Genomic DNA, 17,330 nt, shown 5'->3' on the forward strand with positions numbered 1-17,330 from the left:
TGCTCCTTTTTTCGTTGGCGTACGGCTTAGGTCGGGGGTTCCGTCGGAATCCACCGTGCTACAGCGTAGTCGACACGGTAGCCACAGCCTGTCGCCGTGCGCACGAGCGGGGTGGATTCGGCCAGGTAATGCTCGCGGGCGCGTGCTTCGTGGCCCGTCGGCGGATGTCCTCCGGACCGGAGCACCCGCCACCACGGATGACCCGAGCCGGACTGGCGCAGAACGGTGCCGACTGCTCGTGATGCGCGAGAGCCGAGCATGGCGGCGAGGTCGCCATAACTGAGCACATGGCCGGGAGGAATCGAATCGACGAGGTCGAGTACATCGAGAGCGAACTCGTGGCCTGCCCCGGCGGACGGCGCCATGGCAGGGGTTAGAGAGAAAGCGCGGCGATGGTCTCGCCGTACTGCGTCTCTCCGATGCTGGAGAAGCCGAGGCGGTAGAAGAAGGCTTCGGGGCCGTCTTCGCCGGGCTCGAACATCACCGTGATGCGGTCGTAGCCCCGGGAGCGCGCCTCATCGGCTAGCGAGAGAACAGCGAAGCGGCCCACGCCTCTGCCCTGAGCTGCCGCTGCGACGTTGATGCTCCAGATGCAGCCCTTGAACTCTTCGTGGTCGCTCTCGGGGTCGAAGTTGCCCTGAATGAACCCCACAACCTCGTCGTCGTCGAGCACGACGCGCGGCCACGCGGTGATCGGGTTGACGTAGGCCTCGGCGATCGAATGCGAAACGGGTGCCACGTATTGCTCTTGACCGGGCTTGAGCGTGAGCGAATTCGCCGCCACGATGTTGCTCGCCGACAACTCAACCAGTCTCAGTTCACCCATGGGGCAAGGCTAGCCCGCCTCGAACGCGCCCGCCACCTTCATATCTACGAAGAGATATATATCTCGACGTAGAGATATATCGGTGAACGGCTAAGCTGTGGAGCAGTCCGAAAACACGCGAAGGAGTGGCCGTTGTCCAAGATCAAGGTTGAAGGAACCGTCGTCGAACTCGACGGAGACGAGATGACACGAATCATCTGGCAGGCGATCAAGGACACTCTGATCCATCCCTACCTCGACATCGATCTCGAGTACTACGACCTTGGCATCGAGAACCGCGACGCGACCGACGACCAGGTCACGATCGACGCGGCCCACGCCATCCAGAAGCACGGGGTCGGCGTGAAGTGCGCCACGATCACGCCCGACGAGGCGCGCGTGGAGGAGTTCGGCCTCAAGAAGATGTGGAAGTCGCCGAACGGCACGATCCGCAACATCCTCGGCGGTGTCATCTTCCGCGAGCCCATCATCATCTCGAACATCCCGCGTCTCGTGCCCGGATGGAACAAGCCGATCATCATCGGTCGTCACGCGTTCGGCGACCAGTACCGCGCCACGGACTTCGTGTTCAAGGGCAAGGGCAAGCTCACGGTGGAGTTCACGCCGGAAGACGGCTCGGAGCCGATGAAGTTCGAGGTCTACGACGCGCCCGACGACGGCATCGCACAGGTCCAGTACAATCAGGACGCCTCGATTCGCGACTTCGCCCGCTCGAGCCTCAACTACGGCCTCAGCCGCAACTACCCGGTCTACCTGTCGACGAAGAACACGATCCTCAAGGCATACGACGGTCGCTTCAAGGACATCTTCGAGGAGATCTTCGAGACCGAGTTCAAAGAGAAGTTCGAGGCTGCAGGCCTCACCTACGAACACCGCCTCATCGACGACATGGTCGCCTCGGCCATGAAGTGGGAGGGCGGTTACGTGTGGGCGTGCAAGAACTACGACGGAGACGTGCAGTCGGACACCGTCGCCCAGGGCTTCGGCTCGTTGGGTCTGATGACGAGCGTGCTCAGCGTGCCCGACGGATCGGTCGTCGAGGCGGAGGCCGCGCACGGCACCGTCACGCGCCACTACCGTATGCACCAGCAGGGCAAGCCCACGTCGACCAACCCGATCGCCTCGATTTACGCCTGGACCCGGGGTCTGTCGCACCGTGCGAAGCTCGACGGCAATCCGGCCCTCGCCGAATTCGCCGAGACTCTCGAAGATGTCGTCATCAAGAGCGTCGAGGCCGGCCACATGACGAAGGACCTGGCGCTTCTCGTCGGTCCCGAGCAGAAGTGGGAGACGACCGAGGAGTTCCTCGACACGCTCGACAAGAACCTCGCGGCTCGTCTGGCCTAGCGAACGTCTGCAGAACGAATCGGCGCCGTGCTTCCCGCGAGGGAGGCACGGCGCCGATTCCGTTAATCAGGCGGCCACCGTCACACCAGGCGGAGACCGTTCGCGAACACCGCTGTGGATCTCCATCGCTCATCGAGCAGTACAGCGTCGGCGGCGTAGCCGGGGCGCAGATAGCCCAGCCGCTCGTCGAGCCCCAGGGCGCGCGCGGGGCTCGCCGTGACGGCCCGAACGGCCAGGACGGGATCGATCTGGGCGAGCTCGATCGCATTGCCCAGGGCGACGTCCTGCGTGAGGGTCGATCCAGCCAGAGTGTCGGTGCCGCTCAGCATCGCCTCACCCTGCGACACGGTGACATCGAGCGAGCCGAGCCGGTACTCACCGTCGGGGGCTCCCGCCGCCGCCATGGCGTCGGTGACCAGAACGATGCGATGAGGCGCCGCCAGAAAGGCAAGCCGAACGACCTCGGGGTGAACGTGCACGCCGTCGAGGATCAGCTCGAGGGCGACTCGCGGGTCTTCGAACGCCGCTATCACCGGACCGGGAGCTCGGTGGTGGATGGCCCGCATGGCATTGAACGCGTGGGTCAGAACCGTGGCGCCACGATCGAAAGCCTCTTTGGTGATGTCGAGCCCCGCGTCGGTGTGCCCGACCGCAACGACGACGCCTGAGTCCACGAACCGCTCGATGGCGTCGAGCGCGCCCGGCAGCTCGGGCGCGATCGTGACCTGCCTCAGGGCGCCGCCGGATGCCTGCAGCAGCGTCTCGACGGATGCCGGGTCGGGCGCGATCAGGTGGTGGGGCTCGTGAGCGCCGCGATGCAGCGGAGAGAGGAAGGGGCCCTCGAGATGAGCGCCGAGGACGAGCGGGTCGCGTGAGGCCAAGTCTGCGATACCGCGGAGGCTCTCGGCAAGAAGCTCAAGGGGATTCGTCACGAGGCTGAGTACAGACCGGGTCGTTCCATGAACTCGGTGCACGGCGAGGGCCGTGCTGATGGCCTCTGCGCCGTCGTCGAACGAGGATCCTCCTCCGCCGTGCGCGTGGAGGTCGATGAATCCAGGGGTCAGCCAGCGGCCGCGTGCGTCGACCCGTGCGTTCTCTGCAACCGACGGTGCGAGGGCCTGCCAGCTGTCTCCGGTGCCCGTCGTGGCGATGGTGTCGCCGACCAGCAGCATCCAGAAGTCGTCGACGATTCCGTCGGCATCGAGCTTTCGAGCGCCGTGCAGCAGCATCAGCTGAGTTCTTTGCGGCCCGAGATCACGCCGCTGATGGTCGCGGCGACGCCGAAGACCGCGGCGACGACCGGCTGCCCGAGTGCGAGCCAGGAGAGCGCCGCCGATCCCATGATGACGATCTCGATGAGTGCTTTGCCGAACGCGTCGAGCTTCACGACGGCGCGGGGTGAGCGGAACAGCGCCCACAGCAGGATCGCGAACAGGGGGGTGCCGATGCAGAGCACGATGTTGAGCCATGGCCCGGGCCACGCGAGGAATCCCCAGATGCCGAGGCTCACGAACGCGAACAGTTCGAGTACGAACCGAATCACGTCGGCGGTGCCGATTCTGCCGACGGCGGTCTCTGTCTCGTGATTCACGGTTCCCAGCGTACCGACCGTGTCAGCGGAAGATGATCGTGCGGGCGCCGTCTTGCAGCACCCGGTGCTCCGAGAACCACTTGACGGCTTGAGTCAGCGTGCGGCTCTCTTCGTCTTGACCGATGGAGACGAGTTCGGAGGCCGTGCGCGAGTGGTCGACCCGCACAACATTCTGTTCGATGATCGGGCCTTCGTCGAGATCGCTCGTCACGAAGTGCGCCGTAGCGCCGATGAGCTTCACGCCGCGCGCGTGGGCCTGTTTGTAGGGATTCGCGCCCTTGAATCCGGGCAGGAACGAGTGGTGGATGTTGATGGCCCGGCCAGCGAGAGCGGCACAGAGCTCGGGGGAGAGGATCTGCATGTACCGCGCGAGCACAACGAGTTCGATGTCGTGCTGCTCGACCACCTCGAGAACCCGACGCTCGAACGCGGCCTTGCCCGCGGCATCCGTGACCGGCATCGACTCGAACGCGACGCCGTAGAACCCGGCCAGCTCGGCGAGAACCGAGTGGTTGCTCAAGACCAGGGGGATATCGACGGCGAGCTGGCCCGCACGCTGACGGAACAGCAGGTCGTTGAGACAGTGCGCAGCCGTGGATCCGAGAACGAGGGTGCGCAGGGGGCGACCGACGACATCGAGCTGCCAGTGCATGTCGTAGCGCTCGATCACGGGAGCGAGTGCTGATTCGAAGACGGATCGATCGGAGTCGGACTCGACCTGCAGACGCATGAAGAATCGGCCTGTATCGGCGCTCGAGAACTGCTGGCTCTCGGTGATATTGCCGCCCGACTCCACGACCGCGCCGCTCACGGCGTGCACGATGCCGGGGAGGTCGGCGCAGACGAAGGTCAACACCCAATGGGAACTCGTCAACGCTCTCGCCTCTTCCATACGATTCTGCCTCCCGATACACTAGCTGGTGGCCGACGGATATCGTTCGGCCCCGGGCATGCACGACGTCGTCATCGGTTCCTGAGGTCGATTCCCCGTCGTGCGGCGTCGTCCGATCCTTCCGATGCCGCCCTCGTCAGGTCGGCGTGACGCCGCCTCTGTTCGCCTTCTTTCGTTAGTTTGGTTCGTTCTTTCTCAGTGACTCAGCCGTTCACCTCTCCTATCGCCGTCGTTCCCTCGGGCGCACCAGGGCGTCCGTTTCCGTGGGGAGGACTCCTCGTTCTCGCCTCGGCCGTTTTTCTCTCGGTGACCGCCGAGATGCTGCCCACCGGCCTGCTGCCCGAGATGAGCACCGAGCTCGGGGTCGGTGAGTCGCAGGTGGGTCTTCTCGTCTCGGTCTTCGCATTCGCCGTGGTGCTCACGAGCATCCCGCTGTCACGACTGACCCGCAGCGTGTCGCGGCACCGCCTCATCGTGCTCGTTCTCATCGTGGTCTCTCTTTCGAGCGCGGTCACCGCCATCGCTCCGACCTTCGAGATCCTCGTCGGTGCTCGCATCGTCGGGGGTATGGCTCACGGACTCTTCTGGGCCGTCATGGGCGCGTACTCGGGATATCTGGTTCCCAAGGAGCACCTCGGGCGGGCCGTCGCAATCACCACAGGCGGCGGCACCCTCGCGTTCGTGCTCGGTGTGCCTCTCGGCACCGTTCTAGGCCAGGCGATCGGGTGGCGCAGCGCCTTCGGTGCGATCGCCGTTCTCTGCATCATCGGCGCCGCGCTGATGCTCTGGCTGCTGCCCCGTGTGGAACGCCCGGCCAAGTCCGATGCGCTGCCCGAGCGGCATCCGTCGGGCCGGCGAAAGCTGGATGCGACGGTTCCCGCAGTGGCCCTGCTGTGCCTGCTGGCCGCGGTCATCATGATCGGTCACTACTCGTTCTACACCTTCATCGCTCCCTATCTCACGGGCGAACTCGGTGTCGATTCCAGCCACGTCGGCCTACTGCTCGCGATCTTCGGGCTGGCGGGTGCGGGAGGACTTCTGCTCGCCGGCACGGTGTTCGGTCGTCGGCCCACTCTCGGCGTCGTCATCGGGGTCGCGGTGACCGCCGTCTCCGTGACCGTCATGGCGGTGTGTGCAGCCAACCCCGTCATCGCGATTCCTGCATTCGTGCTGTGGGGTCTCGTCTTCGGAACTCTGCCGCCGCTTCTCGGGGCCCGGTTGCTGCACGTCGCGTCGGTCGATATTCGTGACACCGCCAGCGCCTTCTACTCGACGTCGTTCAACATCGGCATTGGTGGGGGAGCGCTCGTGGGTGCAGCGCTGCTCGACGGGTTCGGCTTGACGTCGCTGCCCGTCGCCTATCTCATCACTCTGGCGTTGGCGGGAGTCCTTCTCATGGCCGCGGAGGTCACGTCTCGGCGCAGGGCTGCACGCGTCAGCTGATCGTGTACGAGACGAGTCGGGTCAGACCGTATCGTCCTGATTCCGGGTCGACGTAACGCATCCCGAGCGCGATCGGCCCCGGGGCCAGTGATCCGTAGGTCTCCGACCACATCCCGGCGGCGTCGAGCGTATGGACGTCGGGGCGTATCTCGCCGTTGACGATGCGCTGGAAACTCGCGCCCGGTGCTCCGATCACGGTGACGTCATAGTCGTCGCCGAGCGTGATCGTCGAACCTTCGATGGGGTTCTGAACAACAGGCGGGTCGAGGACAACGAGACGCTCGGGGGCACTCGACTGGGAGGGGATGCCGTCGACCAACTGCCGAACGACCACCTGACGACCGGCGGGGTCGCCCGTCATGCCCGAGCCGAAATCGGAGATCGCCCAGGCTCCCGTGCCGTCTGCGGTCGTGGACGCGAGGACAGTGCCGGTGGCATCGAGAATCTGCACGGACGCCAGAGCGTCGGCGGTGCCGCTGAAGAGGGGAAATGTGAGGTGGTCGGACGTCTGCACGACGGTGACCGTGGGAACCGCCGGCCCCGGTTCCGGCTCGACCGGCGGGGTGGGTGGCGCCTGCACCACGACAGGATCGGACGCGGTGACGGGATCCGGCTGAACGGGCGGGCTCGGCTCCGTCGGCCGTGCCGGATGCGCAGAGTCGTCAGGCGAAGGAGCTGGCTCTGTCGGCGGTGCCGGTGTGCTGCTCGGGTGCTGATCGGCGGCGGGCGGCGCTGCGACCTTGCTGATGTCTGTCGACGAGTCGCTCGAGGCTGCTGAGGAGCCGCTCGAGTCGGAGGTCGTGCCCGCGGGTGGGTTCCAGAGCCCGGGACCGAGAGTCACCGCTGCGACGAGCCCGGCGGCCAGCGCCAATGCTCCGACGATGCGCCCGACGATGCTCGCCGCGCCGATTCCCGCGCCGCCGCCAGAGGAAGAAGACGACGAGGACGAGCGGGCCGGCGCCACGGTGCTCGGCGAGCCGCCGCCGACGATTCTGGGCATGGCGGCGGCTGCCGTCATTCCGCCCGCCGTGCCGCTGCCGGCCTGGAGCCATGACAAGAATCCCGCGGCTCCTGAGACGCCGGCGGCCAGGGGGAGAAGAACGAGAGCCAGGCGTGACCCGACCTGTCGTGCCTCATCTGCGACGATCGAGCACGATGTGCAGCCGGTGAGGTGATCACGCACGCGCTTCGACTCTCGTGGGCCCAAGGTTCCGCGGGTGAACGAACCGAGACGCTCGATTGCTACCGCGCACTCGGGGTCGGTCGTGCGCTTGAGGTGGGCTTGGATCCAGGCCTGTCGCAGGCCCTCGCGTGCGCGGTAGGTCAGAGCCGAGACCGCGTTGGCCTTCATGCCGAGGAGGGGCGCGATCTCTGCAGAGGTGAGCTGTTCGACCTCGCTGTACCAGAGCGCCTCCTGCCAACGCGTGGGCAGGCTACGGAACGCCGTCACCGTGAGGCTCCTGTCGAGTGCGGCGAGAGAGGCGTCTTCTTCTGTCGACGGATCGGCGATGAGGTCGAGATCTTCGCTGGCGTCGGCGCTCTTGGCTCGGGCCCACTGCATCGACACGTTGCGGATCGTGGTGAAGAGGTAGGGGCGGAAAGCTGCGGTCGGCCCACCACCCGCTGAAATGGCCTGGAATACCCGAGCGAATGCCTCGGAGAGGAGATCGTCTGCATCGAAGCGATGGCTTCGTGCCACCGCTCGGCCGGCGCGGGAGTGGCGAGCCCACAACTCACTGAACGCGGCTGAGTCACCCTCGCGGGTGTATTCGACCAGCTCCATGTCCGACGCGTCGCGGAGCGATCGGAACTGCGGATCGAGGTGGGCGGCCATCAGGCGCACACTCCTTTTATCAAGGGGAAATGGGACAGGAATCCAGGGGTCCCCATTCCCCCCTCACGTTTAACGACACGCGAGGGCGGCGTCTATGACGCCACTTGTACCAGAAATCTTACTGGATGCCTGTTGTAGGCTTCCTTCTGTCGCAACTGGCGTTCAGATGGTCACCATCGGGAAGCGACTGACACGAATTCGGCCGCGCGCCTGGGTCGATCCGGATACTGCATCACCCCGTCGTTTGCGCGGCGGCATCATTTCCGTTTCTGTCACTTTTAGGAGCCAGCCTTGTCTGATCACACGTCCTCCTCGTTCAACGAGCCCCTCGAGATAGTCGATCCCGAGATCTACGCCGTTCTCGAGAAAGAACTCGGTCGCCAGCGCGACACGCTCGAGATGATCGCCAGCGAGAACTTCGTTCCGCGAGCCGTGCTGCAGTCGCAGGGCTCTGTTCTCACGAACAAATACGCGGAAGGGTATCCGGGGCGCCGCTACTACGGTGGCTGCGAATTCGTCGACATCGCCGAGGAATTGGCCATCGCCCGGGCGAAGAGCCTCTTCGGAGCCGAGTACGCCAACGTGCAGCCGCACTCCGGGGCGACAGCGAATGCTGCCGTGCTCTCGGCCATCGCCACTCCGGGAGACACCATCCTCGGACTCGAGCTGAGCCACGGTGGACACCTCACCCACGGCATGAAGCTCAATTTCTCCGGCAAGCTCTACAACGCGGTGTCCTACGGGGTCGACCCCGAGACGTTCCTCGTCGACATGAACGTGGTGCGCGACAAGGCCCTCGAGCACCGCCCGCAGGTCATCATCGCGGGCTGGTCGGCGTACCCGCGCCACCTCGACTTCGCGGCTTTCCGTGCCATCGCCGATGAGGTCGGCGCCAAGCTCTGGGTCGACATGGCGCACTTCGCCGGTCTCGTCGCAGCGGGCCTCCACCCGTCACCGGTACCCTTCGCCGATGTCGTCTCGTCCACCGTGCACAAGACCATCGGTGGTCCGCGTTCCGGGTTCATCATCAGCCGCGATACCGAGCTGGCGAAGAAGCTCAACTCGAACGTCTTCCCAGGCCAGCAGGGCGGTCCGCTGATGCACGTCATCGCTGCCAAGGCGACGGCTTTCAAGTTGGCAGCCGAGCCCGAATTCCGTGACCGCCAGCAGCGCACCATCGACGGCGCGCGCATCGTCGCCGAGCGCCTGACCGCCGAAGACTCGCGCGCCGGTGGCCTCGACGTGCTCACTGGTGGAACAGAGGTGCACCTCGTTCTCGCCGATCTGCGCAACTCGCCCCTCGACGGGCAGCAGGCCGAAGACGTGCTGCACGAGGTGGGCATCACGGTCAACCGCAACTCCGTGCCGTTCGATCCTCGCCCCCCGATGGTCACGTCCGGGCTGCGCATCGGCACGCCCGCGCTCGCGACTCGTGGATTCGGAGACGTCGAGTTCACCGAGGTCGCCGACATCATCGCCGAGTCGCTCAAGCCGGGCGCCGACACGGCTGCACTGCGCTCCCGCGTCTCCACCCTGACCGAGGCATTCCCCCTCTACCCGGGACTCGTCCAGTGACGGCCGTCGTCCTCGACGGCGTCGCCACAGCCTCGGCCATCAAGGCCGAGCTCGCGCAGCGCGTCGCAGAGCTGAAGAAGCAGGGCATCCACCCGGGCCTCGGAACGCTTCTGGTCGGCGACGATCCCGCATCCCGTTCGTACGTCGCGGGCAAGCACCGCGACTGCGCCGAGGTCGGCATCGAGTCGATCCGAGTGGATCTTCCGGCCACTGCGAGCGAACACGATGTGCGAGACGCCATCGCTGCGCTGAACGCCGATCCGCTCGTCACGGGCTATATCGTGCAACTTCCGCTGCCGAACGGCATCGATGAGAACGCGATGCTCGAACTCATCGATCCGGCCAAAGACGCCGATGGCCTCCATCCGACGAACCTCGGGCGTCTCGTGCTCACAGTCGATCCCGCGTCGAGCACCGGACGCCCCGCGCCATTGCCCTGCACGCCCGCCGGAATCGTAGAGATGCTGCGTCGGTACGACGTTCCGCTGAGCGGCCAGCACGTGGTGATCGTCGGTCGCGGCCTCACCGTCGGTCGTCCGCTGGGGCTTCTGCTCACACGCAAGGGCATCGACGCCACGGTCACACTCACGCATTCGCGCACGCGCGATCTCGAGGCCGAGGTCCGTCGGGCCGACATCGTCATCGCGGCGGTCGGGGTGCCCGGGCTGATCAAGGCCGAATGGATCAAGCCCGGTGCCGCAGTGCTCGACGTGGGCATCAGCCGAGTCGTCGATGCTGAGACGGGCAAAGCCAGGCTGCGCGGTGACGTCGATCCCGGCGTGGCCGATGTCGCCGGGTTCCTGTCACCGGTTCCGGGTGGAGTAGGTCCCATGACTCGGGCGCTGCTCGTGCAGAACGTGGTCGACGCCGCGACGCCGTAGTCGAGGCGATTGGGCACGACCCCACCAATGAAGGAGGAACGCATGACGAACCAACATCCCATCCCTCGCGATCCGGGCAAGAAGACGGTCGACGAGAAAGAGGACACCGTTCTCGAAGAGATCGAGGACTCGCTGCCGACCGATCCGGAGCCGACCGACGGGCCTGCGCCCGCCGCATGACTCAGGTTTCGCCCGGCTCCGGCATCCGGATGCTCGGGGCCGGGCGACACCGTAGGCTTGTGCCGTGAGAGCAGCGACAGGCACCCAATTTTCCGTAGCGTTCGGCGATTCCCGAGCAACGATCACTGAGCTGGCGGCGGGCCTGCGAGGCCTTGTGCTGAACGGCGTCGAGGTGGTTCGTGAGTACCCCGAGCAGTCGTTGCCGCCCATGGGCCAGGGCATCGTTCTCGTTCCCTGGCCGAATCGCATCGCCAAGGGCGCTTGGGTACTCGACGGGGTCAAGCAGCAACTCGACATCACTGAGCCCTCGACGGGCAATGCCACTCACGGGCTGCTCCGCAACACGGCCTACTCGGTTGCCGAAGAGGGCGAGGGATTCCTCACCCTCCGTGCCCGCGTCTTTCCTCAGCACGGCTACCCGTTTCTGCTCGACACCTCGGTGAGCTACGAGATTAGCGAAGCGGGACTCACTGTGACGCACGCCATCACGAACGAGTCGGATTCGCCCGCTCCGGTAGCGGTCGGTGCGCATCCGTACTTCGTCATCGGTTCCACTCCGGCCGAGGATCTGACCCTCACCATCGCGGCGGACACGGTATTCGAGTACGACGACGCGTTCATCCCGACCGCTGAGGTTCCGGTCGACGATGCCGGGCTCGATCTGCGGGCGGGGAGACATCTGTCGGAGGTCGACCTCAACCATGCGTTCGGTTCTCTGACCGAAACGGGAGGGCAGAACATTCACACGCTCGTGGCGCCAGACGGACAACGAGTCGAACTCTGGACGGACTCGAACTTCGCCTATGTCCAGGCGTACAACCCTCGCGAGTTCCCCTTCGAGACGGGAACCGGGATGGCCATCGCACTAGAACCGATGACGGCCCCCGCCAACGCGTTCAACACGGGCGAGGGCCTTCACTGGGTCGAACCCGGAGCATCATGGATGCTCAGCTGGGGCGTGCGGTACCGCCCCGCGTCGTAGACGCGTCAGACGTTCCTGCGACCGGTGAGCGAGCCGTAGCGGGCGGAGGAGGCGGAGTAAACCCCTTGTTGGGGGGTGGCGCTGGCGCCTAGCCTCAAGACATCAAGCAGCTCTGAAAGGAGTGGATTAATGTCTCTCGTTCTCGACAGCATGCCGTCGGCCCCGACCACACCCGACTCCGTCACGACAGAAGGCTCTGCGACGCAGCTTCGCTGGCACCTCGTATTCGATGGGGTGTGGCTCGCCCGACGCGACGGACGTTTCGCCGGAATGGCGCAAGGATTGCCGGGTCACCCCGCGAAACTGACGGATGCCTGCGGCAACCTCTGCGGTCTCTACAGCTCGATCGATGACGCGAAGGGAGCGCTTCTCGTCCTCTCGCGCTAGATTGATCAGCAGATCGCATGGCACACGTTGCTCTGAATTGGCAACCCTGTAAATCGGGCTTTATGGGCGACTAGCTTTGTAAGGGAGCTCACGTGGAATTGGATCCACGTGGGCCCTTTGTCAGGAATGGACGTTTTTAAGTATGGGCAGACTGATCTACGGCACCGGAGACACCGACGTCGAGTTCGAGGATCGGCTGCTCGCCCACCTCAAAGTCGTCATCTCCACGAAGCTGCGACGCAATGAGGCGTTCATGCTGTCGTGGGAGCACGGATCGGAAGAGGGCAGCGGTCGCAGTACCATCTGGATCCATCCCTCGATTCCGCTTCACTTCCGGTTCTACGGAAACAAGTCGCCCGCGCTCAACCGGGTCTGGATCGAAGATCTGATGCTTGCTGCGAACAGCACTGGTGGCCTCAGGCCGGTTCCGGAGCCTGACGAACACGCCGAGCCCGGGGCGTCATAGCCCGACGGCCGGCGGGTCTTCTTCTGCGAGCGCTTGCCGCGAGAGCAACGCCCCACCGGCCACCGCAGCGGGCATGACGAAGACCGCTCCGAATGGAATGAGGAACACGAGGTAGCTCGCGACTCCGAAGCCGAGTGCCGTCGGTCTCATCGCGGCGAGTGACCGCCTCCTCTCGCGCAGCGTTCTTCCGCGGGCATCGAAGGCTTTGCCCGTCAGCTCCACCGTGAGGAACCATCCGGCAATCGCCGCACCCAGCACGGGAACCACGGTCTGGCCGATGAGAGGGATGAACCCGAGAGTGAAGAGACAGATTCCTATGAGCGCGGTGGCGATCAGGATGCGTAGAGCGTCGAGGACCCCGCGGAGAACAGACGGCCAGAAGGCCAGCTCCACCTCGTTCGGGATGCCGCCGAGACGGTTCTCGACGCTCCGCCAGATCTTCTCGTAGAACGGGTCGCCGACGGCGAGCGTGATGGCGGTGTAGGTGTAGACCACGAGGAGCCCGCCCAGCGCGAGGAATGCGATGACGGCGGTCACTCGCACAGCAGTCCGCCAGCCTTCGTCCCACTCATCGGCGAACGGGGTCGCCCATTCGGCCAACGCCGGGGCATTGAGAAAGAGCACGATGAGCACGGCGAGGTAGACCGTGGCCACGATGAGGGCCGGAAGCGCGCCGAAGAGCATGAGCCGGGGGTCGCTGCCCCACATGCGGAGCCCACGGCCGAGATAGGCGACGCCGTCGAAAAACTGACGGACGACGCTTCGAGCGGGTGCGGGCGACATGGGTCTTCATCGTACGGGGCCGCGGGCGCAGAACGAAAGCTGCGAGCCCTGCTACCTCAGTAACGCGATCATCACAATGCCCGGGCGCGAAAGGTCACCATGAGCGACCCTGAAGAGATGAAAAGGATGAGCTACGCGGGTGGGACGTTCGTCACGAGCGACGAGGTGGCCGATGCACTGGTGCACTTCGTGGCAATCGTTCCGCGCAATCGTCGCAATCAGGTAGTGATCGTTCCTGGCTTCGATGCTGGAGGAACGCCTTCCCCGGTGGCGCTCGTGCTGGGGCCGACGAGCCAGATCATGAGCCAGCACGAGGCTGTGTCGTACGCCGAGCCCGAAACTCAGGGAGTCGCCGATCGGGTGCGTGAGCAGGCGCGTTCGCATGAGAACACCGCGCGCATCGATAGCAGCAATGGCAAGGCGAATCTCGACTACGACGTGTTCTGAGGTGTCGAGGGCCGGTTTCAGGCCGAGCACGCCCCGGTGCTCACGGGTGCCGTCAGACCCGGTGCCTCTGCGGCCACAGGAGAGAGTTCCTGCATCGTGAGCGCGTAGCCCACATTGCTCACCGTGCTGGCCTTTGCGAAGACCACACCCGCGACCTTGCCGTCGACCGTGAGGAGCGGGCCCCCCGAATTGCCGGGCTCGATGTCTGCGGCGAGCGTGTAGGCATCCCGAGTGGTGCCGGCGGCGCCGTCTGAGATCAACTGGAGGGGGCCGGCGGCCAGTACCTCCGCCCCCGCGATCGAGAAGGGCCCGCCGAACGGATAGCCGGCGACGATCGCAGGGCTCGAGGGCTGCAGCGTGTCGCTCAAGCCAAGTGCGTCTGCGGGCAGACCGTCGACCGCGATCACGGCCAGATCCGCCGCTGGGTCGAAGTAGACGATGCGGCCCGATCGCGGAGATTGGCCGGGGACTTCGACCACGGGCTCCGAGATCCCCGCCACCACATGTGCGTTGGTGACCACTCTGTCTGGTGCAACCGCGAAACCGCTTCCCGACATGGTAATGCCGCACGCATATGCGGTGCCCGTGATGCGCACGACCGATCTGGCCGCCGCCGTGAGCGCCGGGCTGTCGGTGCTGATCGTCGGAATCGACGGAGCAGCGCTCGGAGCGCCCAGTGCGTCGATGACCCACGGCGCGCCCTCTGTGACCGCGGTCGTGCGCAACTGGGCCAGGAACGTCGTGACCTGAGGGGGAACGATGCCGTCGATGGTGCGCAGAATCGATGACGACGCGATCGCCTGAGTGAGCGGGGCGACGCCGAGCGTCGAGACACCGGATGCGACGGTCACCACGACGAGAGCGGCCGCGACGCCGCTGCCGACGAACCCGAGTGCTCGGTCGACGAATCGGAGTTTCGCTTTCGCGACGCCTCGACCTAGTGCCCGTCCGATGGTGGCTCCGACGAGGTATCCCGCGGTGACCAGCACGAAGGCCGTGCCGATGACGCCGGCGATCCGCCACTCCGGCGCAGGAATCCAGGCGACGACCGCCGGGATGGCGAAGTACGCGCCCACGCCTCCGGCGATGACGCCGACGAGGCCCAACAGCGACCTCACGAGTCCCAGGCGGTATCCCGCCACGGCACCCGCGATGAGAACGATCACGACGATGACATCGATCATCGGAGGAAGCCCTTCGCTCGGGCGATCCAACTCTTCTTCTGAGGTGTCGGCTCCGCGTCGGGCACAGAGCCGACCACCTGCAGATCGATGTGCACGCCGGTGAGGCGACCCTCGGCATCCCGCGTTTGGACGACGGGGTAGAACCCGTCGCCCCAGCCCGAGTGGGCGAGGATCACATTCTCGCCCGCCGGGGCGAGCGGCATCTCGATGTTCGCGGTGCCCGCAGGCAGCGGCATCTCGGAATCCATGATGTCGAACCACGAGCCGGGTTCGCCCGTGTCGAAGACCTCGTCGTACCAGTTGTCGCCATCGCCCGGCATCGATGATGTGACGGCGGCGGCGTCGAAGAACGCGACCGTTCCCGCGTCGACGGCGACTCCGAAGTACGAGCCGTCTTCGGGAGGACCGTCGGGGCCGGGGACCGGTTCGATGGTGGCTACTGGGGTGTCGGAGAGGATGAGCGACAGATAGGCCTCACGAAGGTGCGAGCCGTCTTGCTCGGTCGACACATCTGCGACAGTGACAGTCACGGGGTAGGCGCCTGGCGGAACCTGCACGGTGATGGGCAGGTCGAGGGCGACGAAGGGGTCGGCGGCTCCGAGAGACCCCGACGGAATGCGCAGAATGCCGAGGTCGTGCACTCTCAATGCGCCTCGCGAACCGGTGACGAGTGGGGCAGGGCCCGAGGCGCCGGCGAAGAAATCAGAGAGCTGCACCAGACAATGATGCCAGCACGGGTTGTGCGTCTACTTCGCGATGAGCAGGTCGCTGAACCTGAAGCCTCCGCGTGGTGGCAGAGCGGCGCGGATCTGCTCTTCGGAGAAATCGAGTCGGGGCTGAAGATCGACCGGGAGCTCGGCCGTTGGGGGAGCGGCAACCGACACGCCCTCGGCCAGCATCGTCGCCTGTGCTTTCGCGATCAGGGGGACCTTCATCGTCCACTCTGTCAGCTGCGCGACCACCCGGATGGCCCACACCGGTGCGGGGACGATCGCGACGCGACGACCGACGAGACGTGCGACCCGCCGTACGGCCTCGCTCAACAGCAGTTCCTCGTGTCCGGTCACCGCAACGGTCACGTTCGGCAGGCGGCCCTCGACGGATGCGACGAGCACGTCGACCATCTCGCTCACGGGAATCGGCCGGATGCTCTTCTCGCGCAGCCCGACGGTGGCGAAGAGAGGCAGAGTCTGAACGGAGTGGCTCAGGTGATCCACGAGGTGGTCGCCATGACCGTAGATCATGCCGGCCTTCAGCACGGTGAACTCGAGGCCCGACGAGCGGATCATCTCTTCGGCAGCCCATTTCGACTCGTGGTAGGCCGAACCGCAGTCAGGGCGGGCACGAAGAAAGCTGAGCATCACGATGCGAGAGACGCCGGCCCGCTTGGCGGCCTCGATGACGGCGCGGGTGCCTTCGATGTGCACTTTGTCGTACGTCTGGTCACCGATCTCGCGATTGATGCCGGCGCAGTGCGCCACGGCGTCGCATCCGGCGAACGCGGCGGCCAGAGCGTCGACATCGGTGACATCGATGCCGGTTCGGCGGGAGACGAGTACGACGTCTTCGGGTGCGAACCGCTCAGCGAGGTGGCGGCCGAGAAACCCGGCGCCGCCGGTGATCGCGATTTTCATATGACTCCTCATTCGCACAAGCAGTGCGGAAAAGCCGCGAATACGGTGGGCCCCGCCGGGCTCGAACCGGCGACCCGCGGATTAAAAGTCCGATGCTCTACCAACTGAGCTAGAGGCCCGCAGCGACTAATCTAGCGTGTCTTTGCGCTGTGATCTAACCGAGGCAGGATGGATGCATGACAAGCGAGCATCGCAAACCCGCACTCTTCGGCGGATCGGAGTTCGAGGCGTTCAAGGGCGGCGAGGATCCCGCACAGATCTCACGGCTCGCGCACGACACGGCCAGCGCACTGCTGGGCAGGGTTCGTGCCGATCCAGACCCGGGAGTCATCGACCGGCTCATCGAATACACCGACCTGCACGGCATCGATGCCATCGCCGAATTGTGGTCGCGAGCGGCGTCGCACAGCCTTCCCGGTGCCCTCTGGCGCATCTACCTGCTTCGCGCACTGATCCGCCAAGATCCAGAGCAGTCGAGTTTTCTGTTCCAGAAGGGCAGCGAGCTCAGCGTCACCATCGACCCGGTGGTCGCCGGCGCGACCTCGCCGACGGGCCCGAAGGAGATCACCGAACTCGCCGACCAGATTCTGCGCGGCATCTTCGATGGCGACTTCGCCGTGGCCCTCGAGAGGGCGGCCGCTTTCTGCCGCATCATGTCTCTCGGAGCGGCGGCCGAGGCGGACGACACGGAATCGGATTCCGCCCAGCGGGCATCCGAATTCACGGTGCGCGCCAACCGGTTCGCCGAGACGGCATCGGAGTTCGCTATCTGCGCAAAACTGTGGAGAACGGACAGCCTCGACTGAAGTCGGGTAAAGTCGTATCTCGCCGGGCCGTGGTAACCCCGGGCTCCAATTTCCGCCGTTACGAACGGCCTT

20 protein-coding genes, 1 tRNA gene and 1 riboswitch are annotated in these 17,330 nt (G+C 65.4%); of the genes, 10 read left to right on the forward strand and 11 right to left on the reverse strand.

The genetic code is table 11. The features are described from left to right. Positions 1–26: 26 nt before the first annotated feature. Both B9Y86_RS08900 and B9Y86_RS08905 read right to left on the reverse strand, forming a co-directional pair. Complete coding sequence (locus B9Y86_RS08900; RefSeq protein ID WP_085484991.1) at positions 27–365, reverse strand: MGMT family protein; 339 nt, start codon at positions 363–365, stop codon at positions 27–29. A gap of 8 nt (positions 366–373) precedes the next feature. Next, positions 374–826: a GNAT family N-acetyltransferase gene (locus B9Y86_RS08905; protein ID WP_085484993.1), complete on the reverse strand. Its 453-nt coding sequence runs from the start codon at positions 824–826 to the stop codon at positions 374–376. A 132-nt stretch (positions 827–958) separates the two neighbouring features. Here B9Y86_RS08905 and B9Y86_RS08910 point away from each other — a divergent pair, with 132 nt between their 5' ends. Continuing rightward, entirely contained in the window at positions 959–2,173 is a 1,215-nt protein-coding gene (locus B9Y86_RS08910) for an NADP-dependent isocitrate dehydrogenase (RefSeq protein ID WP_085484995.1), read from the forward strand. An 80-nt stretch (positions 2,174–2,253) separates the two neighbouring features. Here the strand turns inward: B9Y86_RS08910 and nagA are convergent, their stop codons facing one another. From nagA to purU, 3 genes are read right to left on the reverse strand one after another with little or no spacing between them, the layout of a single operon-like run. Next, complete coding sequence (nagA, locus tag B9Y86_RS08915) at positions 2,254–3,402, reverse strand: N-acetylglucosamine-6-phosphate deacetylase (protein WP_085484997.1); 1,149 nt, start codon at positions 3,400–3,402, stop codon at positions 2,254–2,256. Beyond that, positions 3,402–3,764 carry a YrdB family protein gene (locus B9Y86_RS08920; protein ID WP_085484999.1) on the reverse strand — a complete coding sequence of 121 codons (363 nt, stop codon included), beginning with the start codon at positions 3,762–3,764 and terminating at the stop codon, positions 3,402–3,404. Before B9Y86_RS08920 ends, nagA begins: the two co-directional genes overlap by 1 nt. A gap of 22 nt (positions 3,765–3,786) precedes the next feature. Further along, positions 3,787–4,656 (reverse strand): formyltetrahydrofolate deformylase, encoded by an 870-nt coding sequence (gene purU / locus B9Y86_RS08925; protein ID WP_085485001.1) that lies wholly within the window; start codon positions 4,654–4,656, stop codon positions 3,787–3,789. A 198-nt stretch (positions 4,657–4,854) separates the two neighbouring features. On the opposite strand from purU, the gene B9Y86_RS08930 reads away from it, so the two are divergent. Continuing rightward, positions 4,855–6,099, forward strand: coding sequence for an MFS transporter (locus B9Y86_RS08930; protein WP_244894688.1), 1,245 nt, complete (start codon positions 4,855–4,857; stop codon positions 6,097–6,099). Here the strand turns inward: B9Y86_RS08930 and B9Y86_RS08935 are convergent. Next, positions 6,092–7,933, reverse strand: coding sequence for an RNA polymerase sigma factor (locus B9Y86_RS08935; RefSeq protein WP_085485003.1), 1,842 nt, complete (start codon positions 7,931–7,933; stop codon positions 6,092–6,094). The two genes, B9Y86_RS08930 and B9Y86_RS08935, sit on opposite strands and share 8 nt — an antisense overlap. A gap of 141 nt (positions 7,934–8,074) precedes the next feature. After that, positions 8,075–8,156: riboswitch (ZMP/ZTP riboswitch) on the forward strand. A 68-nt stretch (positions 8,157–8,224) separates the two neighbouring features. On the opposite strand from B9Y86_RS08935, the gene glyA reads away from it, so the two are divergent. The 6 genes from glyA (at position 8,225) to B9Y86_RS08960 (ending at position 12,404) form a co-directional block, all read left to right on the forward strand. Continuing rightward, positions 8,225–9,508, forward strand: a complete 1,284-nt coding sequence (gene glyA, locus B9Y86_RS08940) for a serine hydroxymethyltransferase (RefSeq protein ID WP_085485005.1) — start codon at positions 8,225–8,227, stop codon at positions 9,506–9,508. Next, positions 9,505–10,389 carry a bifunctional methylenetetrahydrofolate dehydrogenase/methenyltetrahydrofolate cyclohydrolase gene (locus B9Y86_RS08945; protein ID WP_085485007.1) on the forward strand — a complete coding sequence of 295 codons (885 nt, stop codon included), beginning with the start codon at positions 9,505–9,507 and terminating at the stop codon, positions 10,387–10,389. Before glyA ends, B9Y86_RS08945 begins: the two co-directional genes overlap by 4 nt. Positions 10,390–10,431: 42 nt before the next feature. Next, positions 10,432–10,569 carry a hypothetical protein gene (locus B9Y86_RS17560; RefSeq protein ID WP_176223310.1) on the forward strand — a complete coding sequence of 46 codons (138 nt, stop codon included), beginning with the start codon at positions 10,432–10,434 and terminating at the stop codon, positions 10,567–10,569. A gap of 64 nt (positions 10,570–10,633) precedes the next feature. Further along, on the forward strand, positions 10,634–11,551 hold the full coding sequence (locus tag B9Y86_RS08950) for an aldose 1-epimerase family protein (RefSeq protein ID WP_085485009.1): 918 nt from the start codon (positions 10,634–10,636) through the stop codon (positions 11,549–11,551). 129 nt (positions 11,552–11,680) lie between these two features. After that, a complete protein-coding gene (locus B9Y86_RS08955) occupies positions 11,681–11,938 on the forward strand; it encodes a hypothetical protein (protein ID WP_085485011.1) in 258 nt (85 codons plus the stop codon). 142 nt (positions 11,939–12,080) lie between these two features. After that, on the forward strand, positions 12,081–12,404 hold the full coding sequence (locus B9Y86_RS08960; RefSeq protein ID WP_085485013.1) for a DUF7882 family protein: 324 nt from the start codon (positions 12,081–12,083) through the stop codon (positions 12,402–12,404). Here the strand turns inward: B9Y86_RS08960 and B9Y86_RS08965 are convergent. Continuing rightward, on the reverse strand, positions 12,399–13,187 hold the full coding sequence (locus B9Y86_RS08965; protein WP_085485015.1) for an EI24 domain-containing protein: 789 nt from the start codon (positions 13,185–13,187) through the stop codon (positions 12,399–12,401). The genes B9Y86_RS08960 and B9Y86_RS08965 overlap by 6 nt on opposite strands. A 117-nt stretch (positions 13,188–13,304) precedes the next feature. On the opposite strand from B9Y86_RS08965, the gene B9Y86_RS08970 reads away from it, so the two are divergent. Further along, a complete protein-coding gene (locus B9Y86_RS08970) occupies positions 13,305–13,634 on the forward strand; it encodes a hypothetical protein (protein ID WP_139824824.1) in 330 nt (109 codons plus the stop codon). Between the two features lie 17 nt (positions 13,635–13,651). Here the strand turns inward: B9Y86_RS08970 and B9Y86_RS08975 are convergent, their stop codons facing one another. The 4 genes from B9Y86_RS08975 to B9Y86_RS08990 all read right to left on the reverse strand — a co-directional run bounded on the left by B9Y86_RS08975 (position 13,652) and on the right by B9Y86_RS08990 (position 16,571). Continuing rightward, the gene (locus B9Y86_RS08975) at positions 13,652–14,818 is read right to left on the reverse strand and encodes a MarP family serine protease (RefSeq protein ID WP_085485019.1); all 1,167 of its coding nucleotides are present in this window, start codon (positions 14,816–14,818) and stop codon (positions 13,652–13,654) included. Next, positions 14,815–15,534 carry a DUF4241 domain-containing protein gene (locus B9Y86_RS08980; RefSeq protein WP_176223311.1) on the reverse strand — a complete coding sequence of 240 codons (720 nt, stop codon included), beginning with the start codon at positions 15,532–15,534 and terminating at the stop codon, positions 14,815–14,817. Before B9Y86_RS08980 ends, B9Y86_RS08975 begins: the two co-directional genes overlap by 4 nt. Before the next feature lie 30 nt (positions 15,535–15,564). Beyond that, on the reverse strand, positions 15,565–16,452 hold the full coding sequence (locus B9Y86_RS08985; protein WP_085485023.1) for an NAD(P)H-binding protein: 888 nt from the start codon (positions 16,450–16,452) through the stop codon (positions 15,565–15,567). A 46-nt stretch (positions 16,453–16,498) separates the two neighbouring features. Then, positions 16,499–16,571: transfer RNA gene (locus tag B9Y86_RS08990), tRNA-Lys, on the reverse strand. A gap of 57 nt (positions 16,572–16,628) precedes the next feature. On the opposite strand from B9Y86_RS08990, the gene B9Y86_RS08995 reads away from it, so the two are divergent. After that, complete coding sequence (locus tag B9Y86_RS08995; RefSeq protein ID WP_085485025.1) at positions 16,629–17,258, forward strand: DNA-directed RNA polymerase subunit beta; 630 nt, start codon at positions 16,629–16,631, stop codon at positions 17,256–17,258. Positions 17,259–17,330: the final 72 nt, after the last annotated feature.

Source organism: Agreia pratensis (assembly GCF_900177685.1).
In the GTDB taxonomy this organism is placed as follows: Bacteria; Actinomycetota; Actinomycetes; order Actinomycetales; family Microbacteriaceae; genus Agreia; species Agreia pratensis.

Coding starts and splice junctions, on each gene's coding strand:
- B9Y86_RS08900 (WP_085484991.1), bottom strand. CDS start 365: ATGGCGCCGTCCGCCGGGGCAGGCCACGAGTTCGCTCTCGATGTACTC.
- B9Y86_RS08905 (WP_085484993.1), bottom strand. CDS start 826: ATGGGTGAACTGAGACTGGTTGAGTTGTCGGCGAGCAACATCGTGGCG.
- nagA (WP_085484997.1), bottom strand. CDS start 3,402: ATGCTGCTGCACGGCGCTCGAAAGCTCGATGCCGACGGAATCGTCGAC.
- purU (WP_085485001.1), bottom strand. CDS start 4,656: ATGGAAGAGGCGAGAGCGTTGACGAGTTCCCATTGGGTGTTGACCTTC.
- B9Y86_RS08935 (WP_085485003.1), bottom strand. CDS start 7,933: ATGGCCGCCCACCTCGATCCGCAGTTCCGATCGCTCCGCGACGCGTCG.
- B9Y86_RS17560 (WP_176223310.1), top strand. CDS start 10,432: ATGACGAACCAACATCCCATCCCTCGCGATCCGGGCAAGAAGACGGTC.
- B9Y86_RS08955 (WP_085485011.1), top strand. CDS start 11,681: ATGTCTCTCGTTCTCGACAGCATGCCGTCGGCCCCGACCACACCCGAC.
- B9Y86_RS08960 (WP_085485013.1), top strand. CDS start 12,081: ATGGGCAGACTGATCTACGGCACCGGAGACACCGACGTCGAGTTCGAG.
- B9Y86_RS08965 (WP_085485015.1), bottom strand. CDS start 13,187: ATGTCGCCCGCACCCGCTCGAAGCGTCGTCCGTCAGTTTTTCGACGGC.
- B9Y86_RS08970 (WP_139824824.1), top strand. CDS start 13,305: ATGAAAAGGATGAGCTACGCGGGTGGGACGTTCGTCACGAGCGACGAG.
- B9Y86_RS08975 (WP_085485019.1), bottom strand. CDS start 14,818: ATGATCGATGTCATCGTCGTGATCGTTCTCATCGCGGGTGCCGTGGCG.
- B9Y86_RS08985 (WP_085485023.1), bottom strand. CDS start 16,452: ATGAAAATCGCGATCACCGGCGGCGCCGGGTTTCTCGGCCGCCACCTC.
- B9Y86_RS08995 (WP_085485025.1), top strand. CDS start 16,629: ATGACAAGCGAGCATCGCAAACCCGCACTCTTCGGCGGATCGGAGTTC.